General features: G+C 60.0%; 12 protein-coding genes. 5 read left to right on the forward strand and 7 right to left on the reverse strand.

Going from position 1 to position 18,337, the window contains the following annotated elements; genetic code table 11:
• Nucleotides 1-16: 16 nt before the first annotated feature.
• From H1B37_RS20550 to H1B37_RS20560, 3 genes are all read right to left on the reverse strand, one after another.
• Nucleotides 17-3,736 (reverse strand): efflux RND transporter permease subunit, encoded by a 3,720-nt coding sequence (locus tag H1B37_RS20550; protein WP_182868526.1) that lies wholly within the window; start codon nucleotides 3,734-3,736, stop codon nucleotides 17-19.
• A complete protein-coding gene (locus tag H1B37_RS20555; protein ID WP_182868527.1) occupies nucleotides 3,723-5,042 on the reverse strand; it encodes an efflux RND transporter periplasmic adaptor subunit in 1,320 nt (439 codons plus the stop codon). The genes H1B37_RS20550 and H1B37_RS20555 overlap by 14 nt, the downstream gene beginning before the upstream one ends.
• Before the next feature lie 171 nt (nucleotides 5,043-5,213).
• On the reverse strand, nucleotides 5,214-5,672 hold the full coding sequence (locus tag H1B37_RS20560; RefSeq protein ID WP_182868528.1) for a MarR family winged helix-turn-helix transcriptional regulator: 459 nt from the start codon (nucleotides 5,670-5,672) through the stop codon (nucleotides 5,214-5,216).
• A gap of 192 nt (nucleotides 5,673-5,864) precedes the next feature.
• Here H1B37_RS20560 and H1B37_RS20565 point away from each other — a divergent pair, with 192 nt between their 5' ends.
• The 4 genes from H1B37_RS20565 (at nucleotide 5,865) to H1B37_RS20580 (ending at nucleotide 10,568) form a co-directional block, all read left to right on the forward strand.
• The gene (locus H1B37_RS20565; protein ID WP_182868529.1) at nucleotides 5,865-6,944 is read left to right on the forward strand and encodes a Gfo/Idh/MocA family protein; all 1,080 of its coding nucleotides are present in this window, start codon (nucleotides 5,865-5,867) and stop codon (nucleotides 6,942-6,944) included.
• Between the two features lie 185 nt (nucleotides 6,945-7,129).
• Nucleotides 7,130-7,621: a hypothetical protein gene (locus H1B37_RS20570; RefSeq protein WP_182868530.1), complete on the forward strand. Its 492-nt coding sequence runs from the start codon at nucleotides 7,130-7,132 to the stop codon at nucleotides 7,619-7,621.
• Nucleotides 7,600-8,808, forward strand: a complete 1,209-nt coding sequence (locus tag H1B37_RS20575; RefSeq protein ID WP_182868531.1) for a WD40 repeat domain-containing protein — start codon at nucleotides 7,600-7,602, stop codon at nucleotides 8,806-8,808. Before H1B37_RS20570 ends, H1B37_RS20575 begins: the two co-directional genes overlap by 22 nt.
• The gene (locus tag H1B37_RS20580) at nucleotides 8,808-10,568 is read left to right on the forward strand and encodes a hypothetical protein (RefSeq protein ID WP_182868532.1); all 1,761 of its coding nucleotides are present in this window, start codon (nucleotides 8,808-8,810) and stop codon (nucleotides 10,566-10,568) included. The genes H1B37_RS20575 and H1B37_RS20580 overlap by 1 nt, the downstream gene beginning before the upstream one ends.
• Before the next feature lie 18 nt (nucleotides 10,569-10,586).
• Here H1B37_RS20580 and H1B37_RS20585 read toward each other — a convergent pair whose 3' ends face one another.
• Complete coding sequence (locus H1B37_RS20585; RefSeq protein WP_182868533.1) at nucleotides 10,587-12,371, reverse strand: multiheme c-type cytochrome; 1,785 nt, start codon at nucleotides 12,369-12,371, stop codon at nucleotides 10,587-10,589.
• Nucleotides 12,372-12,832: 461 nt separating this feature from the next.
• Here H1B37_RS20585 and H1B37_RS20590 point away from each other — a divergent pair, with 461 nt between their 5' ends.
• Nucleotides 12,833-13,732, forward strand: coding sequence for a hypothetical protein (locus tag H1B37_RS20590; protein ID WP_182868534.1), 900 nt, complete (start codon nucleotides 12,833-12,835; stop codon nucleotides 13,730-13,732).
• A gap of 63 nt (nucleotides 13,733-13,795) precedes the next feature.
• Here the strand turns inward: H1B37_RS20590 and H1B37_RS20595 are convergent, their stop codons facing one another.
• The 3 genes from H1B37_RS20595 to H1B37_RS20605 all read right to left on the reverse strand — a co-directional run bounded on the left by H1B37_RS20595 (nucleotide 13,796) and on the right by H1B37_RS20605 (nucleotide 18,299).
• The gene (locus tag H1B37_RS20595) at nucleotides 13,796-15,091 is read right to left on the reverse strand and encodes a sulfatase (RefSeq protein WP_182868535.1); all 1,296 of its coding nucleotides are present in this window, start codon (nucleotides 15,089-15,091) and stop codon (nucleotides 13,796-13,798) included.
• A gap of 202 nt (nucleotides 15,092-15,293) precedes the next feature.
• On the reverse strand, nucleotides 15,294-16,838 hold the full coding sequence (locus tag H1B37_RS20600) for a sulfatase (protein WP_182868536.1): 1,545 nt from the start codon (nucleotides 16,836-16,838) through the stop codon (nucleotides 15,294-15,296).
• Between the two features lie 183 nt (nucleotides 16,839-17,021).
• Entirely contained in the window at nucleotides 17,022-18,299 is a 1,278-nt protein-coding gene (locus tag H1B37_RS20605; protein WP_182868537.1) for a valine--pyruvate transaminase, read from the reverse strand.
• Between the last annotated feature and the right edge of the window lie 38 nt (nucleotides 18,300-18,337).

Here is an 18,337-nt window from a genome sequence, read left to right on the forward strand (position 1 = left end):
CCAACGCAAACGGCGATCAATCATCCTGTGACGCCGGAGCCGACGAAGCGGGGGCTGGAGCACCCTCGTTCGTTTTCGTGCCGCGTGACTGATGCGAGTCACGCGGCATCGGTTCCTCCGACCTGCCCAGTTGAACCGCTGGTTGTCGGTTTGGCAACTCGGTCGGCCGACGGTCCGGCCCCTGCCGCGTGCCGAAGACTTGCCGCGTGCCAAAGACCAACCGCGTCAATCGGGCTTTGGCGTCCAGCAGCAAACTGAACAGCGTTGGCACCAAGATCAACGTGAACACCGTCGAGACCAACAACCCGCCCAGCACCACGCTTCCCAGACCCCGGTACAGTTCGCTGCCGGCACCGGGGAACAGGACCAACGGAAACAGCCCCAGCACGGTGGTCATCGTGGTCATAAAGATGGGGCGAATCCGAGTCCGGACGCTTTCCAAAATCGCCGCCCGCGGCGGCATGGAGTCCTCGCGCATGTGATTGAGCGATTGGTGCACGATCAAGATCGGATTGTTGACCACGGTACCGATCAAGATCACGAAACCCAGCATGGTCAGGATGTCCAGTTGCTGCGTCAGTTGGCCGGTCATCCCCAAATAGACGTTCAACAGGTTCAGCCCCAAGATGCCGCCGACCGCGCCCAGCGGCACGGTCAAGATGATCACCAGCGGATACAACCACGATTCGAACAGCGCCGCCATCAACAGGTACGTGATCAGGACGACCAGGACGAATTGGCTGGTCAACAGGCTGAGCAAACTGTCCAGATTCCAACCCGACCATCGGCCCAGGAACGTCGTCTGCATCTTGCTCAGTTTGTCGGCGGTGCCGGCCAGGTTGACGTGGTATCCGCCGCCCAGTTGACCGCTTTCGATCAGCGGCTGGACGATCTCGCGACGGATCTGGGCCATCGCATCCTCCAGCGCGACTTCCGGCGGCGGAGAAACCTCGATCGTGATCGCGCGGACGCGTTCGCGGTGATTGACCTGTTCGGGGCCGCTGGCCAAGGCGACTTCGGCCAGGGCCGCCAGCGGGACCAGATGGCCGCCGGGGGTCGCGATCGGCAATGCCTCGATCTCTTGCGTCGTGTCGGCGTACTTGGATTCACCGACGATCGTCAAGTCGATCTTATTGCCGTCCAAGTAGTAATCACCGGCGTACGCACCGTCGATCAGACAGTTGGCGGCGAACCCCAGGTCGCGACTGCTGACGCCCATCTCGGCCGCTTGGACCAACTTGGGCGTGATGTGGATTTCGGGACTGGACAAATCCAGGCTGGGAATCGGTCGGGCCTGGGCGGTCGGCATGATCTGTTTGACCTTGCCGATCGTTTGCCCGCCCAGCCCGACCAGCTTGATCAAATCGGGGCCGGTGATTTCGATCTCGATCGTCCGCCCGGCGGTCAGCCCCTGTTCGAACAGGCTGGATTGCTTTGCGACGGCAAAGGTCCCCGGCATCTTCGCGCCGACCTGCTGCACCAGCGGAACGAGTTCACCGGCACGCTGACCGTCGTGGGCGCGGATGCCCATGAACACCTGGCGGCCCCGAGCGACGAAGAAAAAATCACCGATCGCGGGGAAGTCCAACGCGGCGGCTTCGGGGCTGTCCGGTTCCACGTCCCAGTACGGGCGCAATTCGCTTTCCACGGTTTTGCCGGCCGCCGTCAATTGGTCCAGGTTGTATCCGGGCGGCGGCAACAGGATGCCGAAGACCAGGTTGCGATTTCCTGTCGGCAGGTATTCCACCTTCGGCCAGAACGACCAACTGATGCCGACGGCCAACAGGACCAGCGTCGCCGCGACGACGATGCGGCGCAGCGTGCCGCGTTGGACCCAGTCGTTGAAGCCGACGGTGGCGCGGACAAAGGCGGCGGCAAAGGTGTGGATCGGCCACAGGAAGAATCGTGTGATTCGGTTCGTCGGTGCCCCGGGGGATGCCGTTCGGTCGTCTGGATGATCGGGCGACTGCTCGCGCCGGGAATCGAATAACCGTGACGCCGCGGTCGGGATCACCGACATCGAGATCACCAACGATAGCGCCACCGCCGCGCTGATCGCCAGCGCGATGTCACGAAACAGTTGACCGGCTTCTTCCTGAACAAAAACGATCGGCAAGAACACGGCGACGGTCGTGATCGTCGATGCCGCGATCGCGCCCCAGACCTCCTGCGTTCCGCGAACCGCGGCGGCAAGCGGTGAATCGCCGGATCGAAAATGACGGTAAACGTTTTCCAGCACGACCACCGCGTTGTCGACCAACATGCCGACGGCGAACGCCAGGCCGGCCAGACTGATCACGTTCAACGACCGTCCCAGCACTCCCAACACCAAGAACGACGCGATGATGCTGGTCGGGATCGCCAACGCCACCACCAAGGCGCCGCGGGCGAACCAAAACCCCGCGGTCAGAATGATCGCGATGCAAATCAGAAAGAAAAACGGCGAAAGATAGGCCGCCGCCAGGGAGCTGGCGATGATCAGGGGGATCGTCAGAATCGTCCGCACGCCCAGGTGCAAGAACAGCATCAACACGATCATCGTCAGCGCCCCGCCGATGAAAATGTTCTGTTGCACCAAGTCGATGGACGAATAGATGTATTCTGTTTCGTCGTAAACTTGCATCAGTTGCAATCCACGCGGGGCCAAGATGTTTTCGTCGATGTCGCGGCTGGCGATCCGCAAACCCTCCATCACGTCCAGCACGTTGGCGTCGGTTTCCCGCAAGCAATTGATCGCGATACTCGATTCACCAAATCGTCGCACCAATCCGTCCGGCTTTTTGTAACCCAATTCGACGGTGGCGACGTCGCGGACGTAGACCGGGGCGCCGTTGTTGACCGACAACAATTGTTGCTCGACCTGTTCGGGACTGCGGAATTGTCCCATCGCCCGCACGACCCAGCGCCGTTTGCCTTCCCAGAAATCGCCCGCCGACGTGTCCTTGTTTTGCCCCTGCAAGACGCTGCGGACGTCGGCCAGGGTCAGTTGTCTGGCGGCTAATTTTTCGGGGTCCACGATGACCTGTAGTTCGTCTTCCAATCCGCCGATGACGTTGGATTGGGAAACGCCGGGGACACGTTCAAAGCGGGCTTCGATTTCATCTTCGGCAAACCGCCGCAACTGGGTCACGTCCAAGTCGTCTGGCGGCAACAGTTCGTTGACCTCGGAGTGCTCTTTGGCCAGCATCCGCAGCCGCAGCATCGCCAAACCGACGTTGTGGGCGTTGCGAGCCGGGGCGATTTTGTCGGCCAGCTCGGGGTGTCGCGATTGGAACGCTGCGAATTGATCGTCGGTCGGCCGCCGCGTGCTTAAAATGAACCAGGCGATCGGGCGGTCCGAGGCGTTGGAGGTTGTGATCACCGGTTCGTCGGAATCCTCGGGGTACTCCGGCACTTGCTGCAGTCGGCTGTTGACCTTCAGCAAGGCCTCCTCCATGTTCGTGCCGACGACGAACTCCAGCGTGATCGTGCTTTTGGAATCGGCGCTCTCGGACGTCATCTTCGTGACGCCTTCGACACTCTTGAGCTGTTCCTCCTGCTCCATCGTGATCTCCTGCTCCACCTCCTGTGGGCTGGCACCGGGCCAGGTCGTCGCCACGGTGATCGTGGGGATCTGGACCTCCGGGGTCAGTTGCATCGGCATCCGCGTCAGCGCGACGACGCCGAACAGCGAGACCAACAGGACGGCGACGCTGACCTTGACCGGATTTTTGACGAAGGATTCAATCAGTGCCATCGCTTGCCCCTTCGGTTTGCTGGTCGGTTTCAGGCGTCGATGCAGGCTTGACGACACGGGAGATCCGGACACTTTGTCCGGGCCGCAGACGTTCGTTGCCTTCCACGACGACCAGTTGGCCTGCTTCCAGCGGACCGATGGCTTGGATCAGATTCGGCATCGCAACCCCGACTCGGATCGGGACCGGGCGGACGCTGTGGCTGTTGCCCTCGCCGTTTTCGACGACGTAGACCAACGGCTGGGGACCACCCAAGACCAACGCATTCTTGGGCACCATCACGGCTCGTTGTGGCGGGCCGACGGGCAGTTGGACGCGGGCGTACATCCCCGCTTTGAGCAGCGGCCCCGAATCGGTGATCGTGTTGGGCACGCGGATCTTGACGGGAAAGGTCCGCGCCTTGGCGTCGGCTTGCGGGATCACGGTGGTGATCTGGCCGGTGAACAGTTCGTCGGGCAGGGCGGGGACATCGACGCGAACCGTCATGCCGGGCGTGATGTGCGCGGCATGTTGTTCGACGACATACGCGTAGACTTCGACTTCGTCAAGCGCCACCACCTCCATCACCGGATCGCCGCTCTGGACCCACGTTCCCTCGTCAACGTGTTCGGTGACGACATAGCCGTCAAACCGCGACATGATCGTGTACTTCTTGATCCGGTCCTGGATGCGATCGACCATCGCTTGTTGAAACGCAACCTGGGCGCGCGCCTGGGCGATCCGTTCGGTTCGCGGACCTTCGACCATTAAGTCGTACGCCGCCTTCAATTCCAGATAGACCTGTTCCCTCTGGCTCGCTTGTGACTTGACCAATTCGAATTCTTCGGGGGATGCAGAGTTCGACTTGCGGAGTTGCTGCAATCGGAGCAGTTGCGCCTGACCGAATTCCATCTCGGCTTTGGCAGCGAGCATCTTCGCCTTGGCTTGTTCGATTTCGTTCGGCCGCGACCCCGCTTCGAGTTCGGCGAGTTCTTGATTCCGCAGGTCCAGTTCGGCCTGGGCGGCGGCGAGTTCCAATTCAATTGTCGCGGTCAACAGCTTGGCCAGCGTCCCCCCCTGGGCGACGCGTTCACCTTCGTGAACCACCAACTCCACCACCCGGCCGTCCACCGCGCTGCCCACGACGGCGCGTTTGAGCGGCATCACGGTGGCGACAAAGGTCTGGCCGGCGGCGACGTCCATCTGGACCGTTTCGGCGACGGCGACCGGGGCCGGCGGTTGTTGCTGAGCCTGTGTGGTCGACACGCAGACCGTCGCGACGATCAACGGCAACACACATCGGGTTGGGCGAATGGTCGGTTGGTTCATGGGGCAAGTCCGGTGCGACGTCAGGGGGGAAGGAGTGAAGGAGTGGAGGAGTGAAGGAGTGGAGGAGTGGAGGAGTGGAGGAGTGGAGGAGTGAAGGAGTGAAGGAGTGGAGGAGTGGAGGAGTGGAGGAGTGGAGGAGTGGAGGAGTGGAGGAGTGGAGGAGTGGAGCGGCTAGTGGTCCGACGGTGCGGTCGCGATGTCGGGCATCAAGTTTTCGTGGACGCGGCCGAGCAGCGTTTTGAGGGTGGCTTGTTGCCGGTCGGTCAATCCGTCGGTGGCCCGCGCGCGAATCCGTTTGGCACACTGGATGATCTTGCCCCACACCGGTTTGCTCTTGGCGGTCGCGCGGATTAACTTTCGCCGACGATCCTCGGGACAGGGGCGGCGGGTGATCAATCCGTCACGCTGCATGCGGTCAAGAATCCGCACCAGTGTCGGCGGTTCGATCATCATCTTGCCGGCCAACTCGGATTGCGAAAGATCGCCCTCGAGCGCCAACCATCCGAGCACCTGAGATTGCCGAAACGTGATGCCATAGGGCACCAGTTCATCGTTGAAGGCACGATGGTATCGCTGCGTGGTGATGGTCAGCCAATAGCCGATGCTCTCGTCAAAGTCATAGTCCAGCACGAGCCGTCCTCTCCGGGGAACAACACAATTCGTTAGCCCACTAACCATTAGCGTTGGGGGGCAATCGCTTGTCAAGTCTTTCCCCGATCGCGTTGACCCGGATCGATCCAGGGGCTCGGTCGCCTGAGGGATGATGCGGTGCGTTACAATCCTGCCCCAAACAACATTCCGAATTCAACAAGGAGCAGGGAGATGGGCGATCGCTTGAAGGTTGTCGGCATCAATTTTGATCATTTTCACATGGGCGATCTGTTGCGAATGGCGCACGAGCATCCCGCGGTGGATCTGGTCGGGATCTGTGACCAAGATCCGAACCGAATGCAGGATGCGATCAACGCCTTTGGGATTCCGGCCGACAGGGTGCACACCGATCCGCAATCATTGTTCGATTCGACTTCGGCTGATTTGGCGATCCTGTGTCCGGCCGCGTCCAAGCATGGTGATTGGGTCGAGCGGATCGCCCCGTTCGGATCAGACTTGTTGGTCGAAAAACCGTTTGCCGGGTCGTTGGCCGAAGCCGATCGGATGATCGCGGCCGCTCGCAGCGCCGGCGTGCGATTGGCGATCAACTGGCCGTTGGCCTGGGTGGCGTCGCATCGCATGGCCAAGCGTTTGGTCGACGATGGCCAGATCGGTCAATGCATCGAAGTGCACTACTACGGCGGAAACCGCGGACCGCTGTGGCACGTGGCCGACAAGGTGGAACGGACTGCCGAAGAAGTGCAGCGAGAGAAACCGACCAGCTGGTTCTACAAACAAAGTCACGGCGGCGGATCTTTGTTGGACTATCTCGGTTACGGCACGACACTGGGGACGTGGTACATGGACGGACGACGGCCGATCGAAGTGACCGCGATGGTCGATCGGCCGGACGGATTGGAGGTCGATGAACACAGCATCGTGGTGGCGCGTTATGAAACCGGTCTGTCCAAATTTGAAACCCGCTGGGGCACGTTCACCGATCCGTGGACCCATCAACCGCAACCCAAATGCGGGTTTGTGCTGGTCGGCACCGAGGGCACGATTTCCAGCTACGACTATGAAACGTCGATGCGAATTCAAACGCGTGATTGTCCCGAGGGGCGGCAGATCCAGCCGACCCCCCTGGCACCGCCGCTAGAGAACCCGATCCAATACATGGTGGACGTGATTCAGAACGACCGCCAGATCGACGGTCCGCTCTCCACCCATATCAGTCGCATCGGGCAACAGATCGTCGATGCGGCCGTGCGGAGTGCGAGGGAGCAGCGAACGGTGCCGCTGTTGCAGTGAGGGGCGGTCGGTTTGGACACTTTGGCGGACATGCAACAATGCTCGACTGATCTTCATAAAGGCCTATTTCCCAGGGATTCCACGTCAGGCACGGCCCGCAATCTTTGACTGACGGCGGTTATTCCGCCGGTCCCCGAAACGGCACGATTCCCGCATTGTTTTGATCTACCAACGCGATTTAAATCGTGTTGAAACGTAGAGCGATCTACGAACGAGGCGGAATCAATCTTCAAACGCAAGAGAAGACCGTAGCAATGGAAATCCTTCTGCCAAAGCGATGGCGGGTCAGCCAGGGGCGAATCAGCCAGGGGGCGGTGATCGCCGATGTGTGGCTCAATCCCTTGCCCGCGATCGTCCAGCGACTACGCGGCTGCGGCCCCGTCACCCTCGGGGTCTGTTGCCTGCTGATCGCGTTCGTCTCGGTGCACGATGCGGCATTGGTCGTCACGAATCATGAAGTGATTCATGAAGTGGAACAGAATCCGATCGGGGTCTGGCTGCTTGATCTGCAAGACGGTCAGGTCTGGTTGTTTGTCACGGTCAAACTGGTCAGTACGGCGTTGGTTTGTGCCGTGCTGATCACGTTGTACAAGCACCAACGACGCATCGCGATGACGGTGGCGGCCAGCCTGGTTTGCTTCCAGCTTTCGCTGTTGTGTTATTTAACGGTCGCGTGATCGTGTTGGAACTGCTGCGATCACCGAGGCGTTGGAAGGTTTGGAAGCAGGTCACCGACTTCTTCGCGTTGTGGGGGTTGCTGCTCGGCGGAATCTTCCTGCTCGCCGGTGCGGAAGCCGTTGTGATTTGGGGCAGCGGGTTTCGCTACCAACCCGATACGCAAACACGATCGGTTTGGTTTGACGACCTGTCATTCCAGCGATCAAAACGCATGGCGGCCGCCGTGGTCTGTTTCCGACAGAACGCGCTCGCCGAGGGTGTCAAATCCGATATCGTGCTGATGGATTTGGTCACGCGTCGAACGATGTCCCTGGACGCCTCTCACCTGAATCCGATCGCCGTGGCGCTCTCTCCAGACGCGTCGACGGTCGCGGTGATCGGCGACGACGCCGCCGTCCGCTTGATTAAGGATGTGACGCCGATGTCGACGGCCAAGTTGATGGCCGAAATCGAAACGATTGATGACGCCCGATTTGATCACCCCACCCGTATGCTGTTCTCGCCCGATGGTGACAAGCTGGCGGCGCTCAATGAACAATCCGTTTGGGTCTGGAGCTTGTCGGAAAACCGACTGTTGCACCAGCATCATCACGGACATCACGAACATCGCGGCAGCGCCAAACACGGTATTCACAAGGTGCTCGCGTTCACCCGAGATTCGCAGTGCATCATCGCCGCCGATAGCAACGGTGGGATCGCGATTCGTGATCTCGATTCGGGAAAGGTCCTCAAGCGAGGCTTGTCCGATGAACGCTCTCTGTTTGAAGCCGACCTGTCGGAGGAAGATCGATTGCTGGCCGTCGCGACCAACGGGACGCCGCACGAGGTTTCGCTGCATGCCTTTTCCGCCGACCCACGCCACCCAGACGCTCGCCTCTGGACACAACGCGTCTCCGTTCCGGTGGTGGCCGTCGGCGGGCAGGGCTCCTGGGCGGCGACGGCCGTGTATCGCAACGAAACACACGTGATCATCATCCGTGACGTCCAAACCGGGCGGGAACGAGGGGTGTTCGCCGGCCATGAGTGCCCGATCGTGGGGTTCGCGTCGTCCGGCCAGACGCTGTATTCATGGGATTCCGGTGGCTCGATTTATGAATGGGACATCGACACCATGCAACGCGCCTACACGTTTTCCATGCTCCAGTGGGTGCTCGATTCGCTCGATCCCAACCGCATCCGCAACTGATGCCCGCGAGCGTCATCGACGTGTGCGGAAGCATCGCGTTGACGCTACAATCCTCGCAGGATTTGCGGGACATCGTACGAAACCGAGGATTGGGAAGTTTGACGCAACAGGATCGCAAACGGGCAAACCGCTCGAACAAGGCTGGACGCGGCGGCGGGCAGCGAACGTCGTCTCGAGTGACCGGCAACAGCTGGCATCCGAAAGTCAGGCCACGCCGCTTGGGTTGCGAAGCCTTGGAACACCGGCTCGTTCTGGCCTCCACCGCCGCACCGATGGCGGAGTATTTTCTGACGGCACGCGATTCGGAGGACCAGCCGCTGCCGGTGGTCGACGGCACGGTGGAAGTCGGTGTCGGGATTGAAAACGCCTTCTTTCTGGAAGTCGCGTATTCGGATTTGCGCACTTTCGGCGACGACATCGGGGCATTCAGCGTTCATGTGGACCTGGGGCTCAGCCAGCCGAATCTGCTTCGCCCCGTGTTGCGTGAAACCCAGCACATCGTTTTTGGCGAGCAGATCTACAACGCCACCTCGGGTTCGATCACCTTTGGCATGCAAGGACTGTCGCGAACCTACATCGCCGATCTGGCGGATTTTGCCACAGAACCGATCAGCGAAATCCAAGCCGCACTCGATCACTTCGGATACCAACGGTCGCAATACCAGGTCGCGGGATTGACGTCGGATGATCTCAGGTTGGAAATTCGTTTTGTCGACCCCTCGCTGGGCAATCTGGATTTGCCAAACTTCATCGTCGCTACAAACTTGGACGTTGATGTCCCCGCGGCCGTCGAAGAATTCAGCCCGTTCCTGGCCGATGGCGTGACGCCCAACGGCGACGCGTTGCGTTTCAATCTGGACACGCGCAGCCGAACCTTCAATGACAATCAACGCTTCTATTCGCTCTTGAATCGTGGCAGCTATGACCTGTCGGCAGGGTTCATCGATGTCGGCGGCACGGGGCTGATCCCGGCGGCGTCCGGAGGGATTCCGGGGCTGAGCCAGAACGGGCAATTCATCGAACCGTTTGACGTGTTTCGGATCGAAGTCTTCCTGGCCGATGACTTGCGGTCGCCGTTGGTGGTCGACGTCAACCCGAGCGAAGGTGTCGACCCGCTGCTGCTTTTCGGCGAGGACGAAGTGGTTCCGCCGGATGCGGTTGCGTTGGATGACGATGCCAGGGTGACGTTGGTCACCGCCAATCCGACGGTCCACCAAGTCGTCGTCAACGGTGGGGCCAGCAGTCGATCGCAAGTCACTTCGATCGAGGTGACGTTTGGCCAAACGTTGGAGGTCGCACCCTTGCAATCGGCGTTCACCCTTGTCAACACGACGACCGCAACGCCCGTCGGTGTGGTCGATGTGGCTGCCAGCGTCATGGCGGGGACGACGGTGGTGAAGGTGACGTTCGACGGCGACAGCACCGTGGCTCGGGCCGGCACCGGAACCCTCGGGAACTCGTTGGCCGACGGGGATTACCGATTGCACATCGAAGCGTCCAAGATCCGTTCGACACGCGGATTGGAAATGCGTGAGGACGAAGTGTTCGGTGATCAGGCGGCCGACCGTCTCTTTCGCCTCTATGGCGACAGTGATGGTGATCGCGATGTCGACGGCCAGGACTATGGACGTTTCGGTCTGGCGTTCCTGTCGACCTTCGGCTCCGACGGCTTCAATGCACCGTTGGATTCAGACGGCGATGGCGACGTGGATGGCCAGGATTACGGGCGGTTCGGACGGAATTTCTTGAGACGCCTTTAGGGACCTTCGAGCGACCGATCATTTCAGCGTCTGTTGCTGCAGTTGCTGCAGACGCATCGCATGTGCCTGGGCCAGTTGCGAGTGGCGGGCGGCTTCGTCGGCACGTCCCTGTGATTGATAGATCGCAGCCAGGAAACGGTGCGCATTGACGTGGTGGGGTGCCAATTCGACCGTCTTTTTTAGGGCGTTGATCGACGCCTCCGTGTTGCCGGAGTTCTGTTCGGCGACGCCGAGTTGAAAGTAGTCAAACGGCTCGGATTGGAGCTGGGTGACTTCGCGGTAATACTCGGCGGCTTTGGCAAATTCGCGGCGTTGGTAGGCCAGGCCGGCGAGTAGACGAAGCGATTCGAGTCGCGGGCGCGAGGGGATCAATTCTCTCGCCAACACTTCTCCGGCAAGGTCTGCGGCGATCGAAGCCTGGCCTTGGGAACGCGCCAACATGGCCAGGATGGTTGTCGCATCGGGATCGGACTTGCCAGTGTTTTTGACTTCGATCAACGCCTTGGCCGCCTCGATGCCGTAGTCTCGAAAATTTGCGTTGCCCGGATTTTCTTGGGCGACCTGGAACTTGGCGAGTGCTTCGCAGCGTTTTCGCACCGTCTCGGGCAACCGGGCGACATCCAAGACGGGGCTCAGCCCGACCGCAGGCTCACTCTCGGTTGCCGCCTCGCTGTGGATGCCGATGCGGTGGTGATGAAACGCCGTGTGGGGAACCTCCGTCCCTTGGGCCGGCATGTGACAATGGCTGCAGTCGTTTTGTGCTTCCGCAATCCGATCGGCGTGTGGTTTGCCGCAGGAGTCATCGGTGTGACAGGACAAGCAAATCTTGCGATAGTGGTCGATCGTCGCTGCCGCCGAGACGGTCTGGTGTGGATTGTGACAGGTGATGCAGGTCAGCGATTCGGTCTGTTGATAACACTTGCTCTGGTGCAACTGTTCGACATGTCCGACCACTCGCATCGTGTCATCACCGAGGCGATATTGGTAGTCGATCCGAAAGTCGGTCAGCGGCAGGCCCGGCCGATAATCCCATTCGTCTTGGTTCGCCCGCATCGCTTTGCCGGCGGCCTGCAAGTGGCATTGTTGGCAAATGGCTTCGGAAAGTTCGCGGGAAAGTTTGGATGGATTGACGATCGTGTGGTCCGCTCCGGTGAACTTGGGGTTTTCGCGGTAACGGGCAACGTGTTTTTCACCCGGACCGTGGCAGCGTTCGCAGCCGATCTTTTCTTCCAGAATCGAAAACTCATTCGGGTTGCCACGTTTTCGATCGACGGCGCCGACGTGACAGAAAAAACATTCCGTACTGAGTTTGCGTCCAAAACCGGGATGAAACGGCACGTCATAGCCGGGCGACATCGACCATTTCCCGGTGTCTTCATACCACGACAACGGTGACTGGCCGAAATGTGATCCGTCGTGATAAACATAGCTTTTGCCGTGCGTGCCCGAACCGAGCGTGAACACGATCGGGTGTTCGGTTCTGGCCAGTTCTGCCCCGTCGACCCCGCGAATGATCTCGCGGTGAATCAAATCGTCGCCTCGGCGGAACACTTCATAGTCGTTGCCCGACGCGTCGTGATGGTAGGTCGCCGAGGACACCTCTTTGTCCGGGTCGACGCGTTCCATCGACTCGCTGTGTTTGGTGTCCAAATAGGACAGATGCTCCGCCTCATGGCATTTCACGCAGGTCTGGGTTCCCACGTATCCGACCGCGGGGTCTGTGTTGGTCGGAGGTTCGGCGATGGTGTGCGTGGAGCAGCCGATGAGAACGGCGAGCGCGGCTAAGATCGGTCGAGCAAACAAGGGTATCGATCCGCGGAGGAAGAGAGGATGCCGGAAAAGTAAACCGCAAGTCTAACAGGGTGGAATTCGGCAGCTCAAGTTTTTTGTCGCAAAGAGAAAGAGTATGAGCAGACAAAAATCTCCTCTGTGTCCTCTGCGACGGCGGGGAGCGGCGGAGGACGCCGGCGCGAGCGTCCCGCCCGTTCGGTGGACCGGCGACGTATTGGGATTAAACTATCTGCCCTCGGGGCAGGCCTCTCTATCAGCCATCGATTACCGCTGATGCGGTACGGTGTCGATTCATTGACGCGATCCCTTCCTCAATTCTTTTCGCCATGCCTACGCTACGCAATTCGAAAGCTTGGTTCCTACGTCAACCGATCGTAGAGCAGGACACGTTACAACCGGGAGACATCTTCATCACCCAATATTTTCGCAGTGATGGCAGGCCGTGGAACAGTTTTGATACTCGAAAATTGGGCATGGCCATCTGTTCGTGGTGCAAAAACAGCAGTTCCAGCGCGTCGATGCACGCCGGAATGGTTTACTACGGCGACACGCAAATCGAGGTGGTCGAGAATATCGAAGTCGACGAACTCTGCCTTTGTGACGAACTCGGCGGGTTTCCCCATTTGGTCTGGCGGCCCACCACACCCGGCTTGGGCGACATGGCGGCGACGGTTGCCGGAGTGGCCCATGCCGCACACATGAGTCGAGGCTTTCCCTTCAAACGGGCCATGGGATCGGTGTTCAAACCCAAATTTCGGACCCGGCGGGTTACCAATCGGGTGAATCGGTTTTGTGGCTTGGTGGAGGCCGCGATGGCGCAATCGGATGCGGGGCAGCCCATCGATCCCCATCAGTTTGACAAGATGTACTGCGTCGAATTCACCTTGCTGTGTTACATGGCGGCGGCGCAATTGTTGGAAGGGATGGATGGCATTTTTCGAAACATTGACCCGCGGGCAATGAGTCCCAAGGCGCTCGAGGCTCGGCTGAATTCGTCGTCAAAGTTTGAGTACCTCGGACGCGTCTCGGATAGCCCGCCGCCGCCGCCAAGGCCTCGCCGAGCCACTCCCCCGGTCCCGGTGGCGGTCCGTCCGGTGCAAAACCAACGTCATCGTGCTCCGGGATTGATGGACGAGTATCCCGTCGGGCCACCCGTCGCGCCGCCGCAGCCTCGCCCCGAACCGGTGCTCGGAGTCCGTAATCCGCCGCCCCCGATTTTACGCGGGCCGGTGCGTCCGGCCGCACCTGTGGCCCGGTCCGAAGACGACTATCACAACGAACTCAACGGCCAACAGGCACCCAATCACGACGAATTGATCGACGGGGGCGACGAAGCCTACATCCAGTATGCGCTTGCCTGGGGGATTCTCTAACGCAGCGTTTTGACCTCGCCCTTGGGAGGGTGTCGCGATCCGGTTCAGGCCAGGTGGAATCGCTCACGGTTGGTGTCGTCGGGCACTGGCGTTGACATCGGTGTCCCAGGCGGCCCAGGCCTGGCGGAGTTGTCTGACCTGTTCGGGTTTGCTTCCGGCAAGATTGTGTTGCTCGTCGGGATCGCTTTCCAGGTGGTAGAGCTCGGCTTTGCCACCGTTGCGAAGCGGTCGGACAAGTTTCCAGGGGCCACTTCGCGTGGCCCCGTGAGTGAAGGTTCGCCAGCACAGAACCCGGGGCGGCGGCGGCTTGTTCTCCAGCCACAACGGGACGAGATTGACGCCGTCTGTCTTCGCTCCGTTGTCCGACGTGTCACCACTGAGCGCCAACAGCGTCGGAAACAGGTCGTTGCTGTGTGTCGTCTGATCGCAGACGCGTGGCGCGATGTGTCCCGGCCAGGAAACGATCATCGGCACGCGGTGGCCGCCTTCGTAAAGGTCCATCTTTTGGCCGCGGTATCGACCGTTGCTCGAGATGTTTTTGAAGCGTTTGCCGTAGGTCAGATAGCCGCCGTTGTCGGATGTAAACACGACCAGCGTTTTCTTTTCCAGACCCCGTGCTCGCAGCGTGCGAATCAAGCGACCGACGCTTTCATCCAGCGATTCGACCATCGCCTTGACATGCGGTGCGACGTTTTGCGGATCAGGGATCACTCCCCATTTGTCCCGATGGTATGCCGTTCCGGCTTGGCGATGCGGCGGATCGTTTGGTCCCTGCCAGGGGAAGTGGATTGCCAGGTGGGCAAGGTAGATGAAAAACGGCCGATCGCGATGGGCTTCGATAAAGTCGATGCTGTGGTCGGTCAACAAGTCCGTCGTGTACCCGTCTTCCCGCACGAGTGACTCGTTGTGCCACCAGTCATTGTTTCCCGACCGGTCGACTTGCGTGTGAAAGTCGCCGTCACCGGAAACGAGTCCGCGGAACACGTCGAATCCCTGGCGGGTCGGCAGCAACGGGGATCGGTAGCCGAGGTGCCATTTGCCAAAGCAAGCAGTGGCGTATCCGTTCTGCTTTAGCCGCTCGGAGATCGTCGTCGCCTCCTGCGGAAGACCGAGATCGCGCTGCGTGGTTCCGGAGAGGGCGCCATCGAAAATCTTGCCGAACCGTTGCGGATAACTTCCGGTCAGTAACGACGCACGCGTGGGGCTGCACATTGCACCGGCGGAATGAAAGTCCGTGAACCGTAACCCGGATGCGGAGAGTGCGTCAATGTTGGGTGTCTGGTGAATCTCACTGCCGTAACAACCCAGATCGCCGTAGCCCAAGTCGTCGGCCAGGATCACGATGATGTTCGGACGCACGTCTGATTCGGCGTTTGCGATGGGAGAACCCAGCGTATGCGCCGATAGGGCTGCGACGACGATCGCTGCGTGCGGCGCTACGCGGTGTAGCAAATGACACGTAAGCAACCGGCCGCAAGCAGCCCATGTCCAGGCAACGCATTGAATCATGTTTTCGAACTTCCGCGACATGGTGATCGGTTTTGGCAGGGCGAGCCCGGCGTTATCGAGCCCGGATCGGAGACGCCTTGCGAAATTTTCCGTTTCGAACGATTCCGGTTTCTTTGGCGGGATCGTACTGGGGATTGCTCGTCGGTACCTGAGCCCCGACAGACTCCCTCCACGCAACCAGTTTGGCGTATAGCTCTTTTGCCTTTTCCTTTTCAATCGTCACCAGGTTTTCGTTTTCTCCGAGATCGCTAGAGAGATGGTACAGTTCCAGCGACTCTTTCCCGAACACTTCGATCAGTTTCCAATCGCCCGAACGGATCGCGCTGTACGGCTGGGCGCCCATGGAGTGGTAGTGCGGGTAATGCCAATAGAGGTCATCGCGACGGGGTGGGGCTTGCGGGTCGGTCAGGTAGGGTCGCAGCGAGAGACCATCTTGCACCTTTGCGGCTTCGGCCGGCAGGTCGATCTGGAGCACGTCACAGATCGTCGGCAGGATGTCCATCGTGATGGCTGGTCGATCGCACCGCACACCGCTTGCTCCTTCGCCCGGATGTCGGATGATCAGCGGGACGCGGACTCCGCCTTCATAGATGCCGCCCTTGCCTTGGCGGAGCGGAGTGTTGTCGGTCGCGACCGGCTTGAGCCCGCCGTTGTCGCTGGTGAAGATGACCAGGGTGTCGTCCCACAGGTCGTGCTCTTGCAGCTTGCCGACGACGCGTCCGACCGCTTCATCGACGCTTTCGACCATCGCGGCATAGCGAACGTTGGTGTGGTTTCGTTGCGGGTTTTCTTTGAGTTTTCGTTCGTATTTTTCGACCAGATCGGGCCGCCCCATCAGCGGCGTGTGCACGTTGTAGAAGCAGAAGTTCATGAAGAACGGTTTTTGTGACGCCGCGATTTCGTCAATCAGCGCCACCGCTTCGGCGGCCAAGCGATCGGTCAAGTATTCGCCCGCACGTTGCTGGTCCGAGAGGTCGCCTTGGGGAAGCGTTTGGTAGATCGTGTTGTCTTTTCGTGCTTCCAAACTGCGGCCTTTCCCGTAGGGCCAGAAGTAGCTCGGCGGGGCTCCTTTTTCGCAGCCACCGATGTTGATGTCGAATCCGTGCGCCTGCGGGTAAAAATCAGGATCGGCGCTGTCGTCTTGTCCCGTCTTGTAGCCGTCGCGATGAGCCAGGTGCCACTTTCCCAGGTGAATGCAGGTGTAACCGTGTGCATTGAGGATCTCGGGCAGGGTGGTGTGCTTTTTCTCCAGCACTTTCGTCCAATCGGGAATCGCCATCGGCGTGTTGACGAAGGGGTGTCCGGGGATGAAGTCGGTCACGTGAAGCCGGGCCGGGGATTGGCCGGTCATCAGTGCCGCGCGACTCGGAGAGCAGACCGTGCAAGCGGCGTAGCCGTTGGTGAACCGGACGCCGCTTTTGGCCAACGCGTCGATGTTCGGCGTTTCGTAGAAATCGCTGCCGCTGCAACCCAGGTCCGTCCACCCCATGTCGTCGACGAAGAACACGACAACGTTTTTCCGAGCCGCGTCGGATGAGACGGAAAACAGCAACGCGAAGGCGAAGCACAGCAAAACTCGGCGGGAGCATTTCATCATCAAGTCCTTATGGCAGGCAGCAGGTCGGTGGTGGCATTCAGAAGTCTATAGACTTTGGTGGCCGGTGCAAGCTGATGCCGGATTCCGCCAACCACTCCCTGTGTCCCCTCTGTTCCCCGGTTTGCTGTGTTCCAGCGGGCTCCGATTGGTGCCACCAACCGGGATCTGAGTGTTGACGCAGTTCTACGTCGTCTGCCGGGTGAACAGCTGGTTGATTTCGTCGGCCAGGATATTGATCCCGCGGCGGAGCACCGGTTCGGAGGTGGTGAAGCTGATCCTCAGACACTCATTGCGGTGGGGCCAATCGTCGTCGGGGAGTCCGAAAAAGAAGTAGTGGCCGGAGATCACCATGACGCCTCGCTGTTTCAGCCGCCGATAGAGTTCGGCCGACGAAATCGGCAGCCCTTCTAGCCACAGCCACAGGAAAAACGCGCCTTCGCGACGATGGATACGGTAGGGCACGGAATCATCAAGTGCTTCGACCAGCCAATCATGAGCATGACGTGAACGCTGCTCATAAAACGGACGAATCACATCGTGGCTGATCGAGATGATTTCGCCGCTGTCGATCATCGGTCGAATGATCGCTTGGCCGATGTTGTTGTTGGCCAGGGACGAGATCGCGTTCATCGATCCGATCCACTGGATCATTTCCTCGCTGCCGATCACGATCCCCGTCCGCGTCCCGGGAAGTCCCAGTTTGGAAAGGCTGTAGGTCAGCACCATCGACGGTCGCCAGATCGGCGTGCTGTCGGTGAAGATCACGCCCGGAAAGGGATCGCCGTAGGCGTTGTCGACGATCAGCGGGATGTCGTTCTGCTCGGCCAGCTCCGCCAAATGTTCCAGTTCGGCGTCGGACACGACATTGGAAGAGGGGTTGGTCGGCCGCGACAGGCAGATCGCTGCGATCGAATCGTCGATTTCCAAGGAGTCAAAATCAATCGCGTACTTGAACTCGTGGTCACCGATTTTTTCGATTTTCGGTTGCACCGCGCGATAAAGGTCACTGGACGTCGCCAGGTCGGCGTACCCGATGTACTCCGGGACGATCGGAAGCAGCACCTTGCGCTCCGTTCCATCATCAAACCTTCCCGCCAAGGCGTTGAGGAACAGGAAGAACGCCGTCTGTCCGCCGGCGGTGATGCAAACGTTCTTTGCCGTGATCGGCCAACCGAATTCCCGCGCGAACAATTCGGCGACCGAATCGCGAAACGCGGCGTCCCCTGCGGGAGGTTGGTAGTCGCCCAGCACCGCGGAGACCTGCGTCGGGTCGCCGGCCAGTTCGCGGAACCGCGCCAACCAACGCTGGTCCACCTCGGGGATGTGGGCCGGCTGGCCGCCGCCGAGCATGCACAGGTTCTCATCGCCTGAAGCAAGCGTTTCGCCCAGGTCCTGCATCAATTCGCCGATCCCCGAGTCTAACGCGAGGCGGTTTCCGAAGGTCGAAAGGGAGTGTTTCATGGGGTTTTCGTCGAGCTGCTACTGGTACCGGCGTAAAG

This window comes from Stieleria mannarensis (assembly GCF_014154935.1).
Taxonomy (GTDB): domain Bacteria; phylum Planctomycetota; class Planctomycetia; order Pirellulales; family Pirellulaceae; genus Stieleria; species Stieleria mannarensis.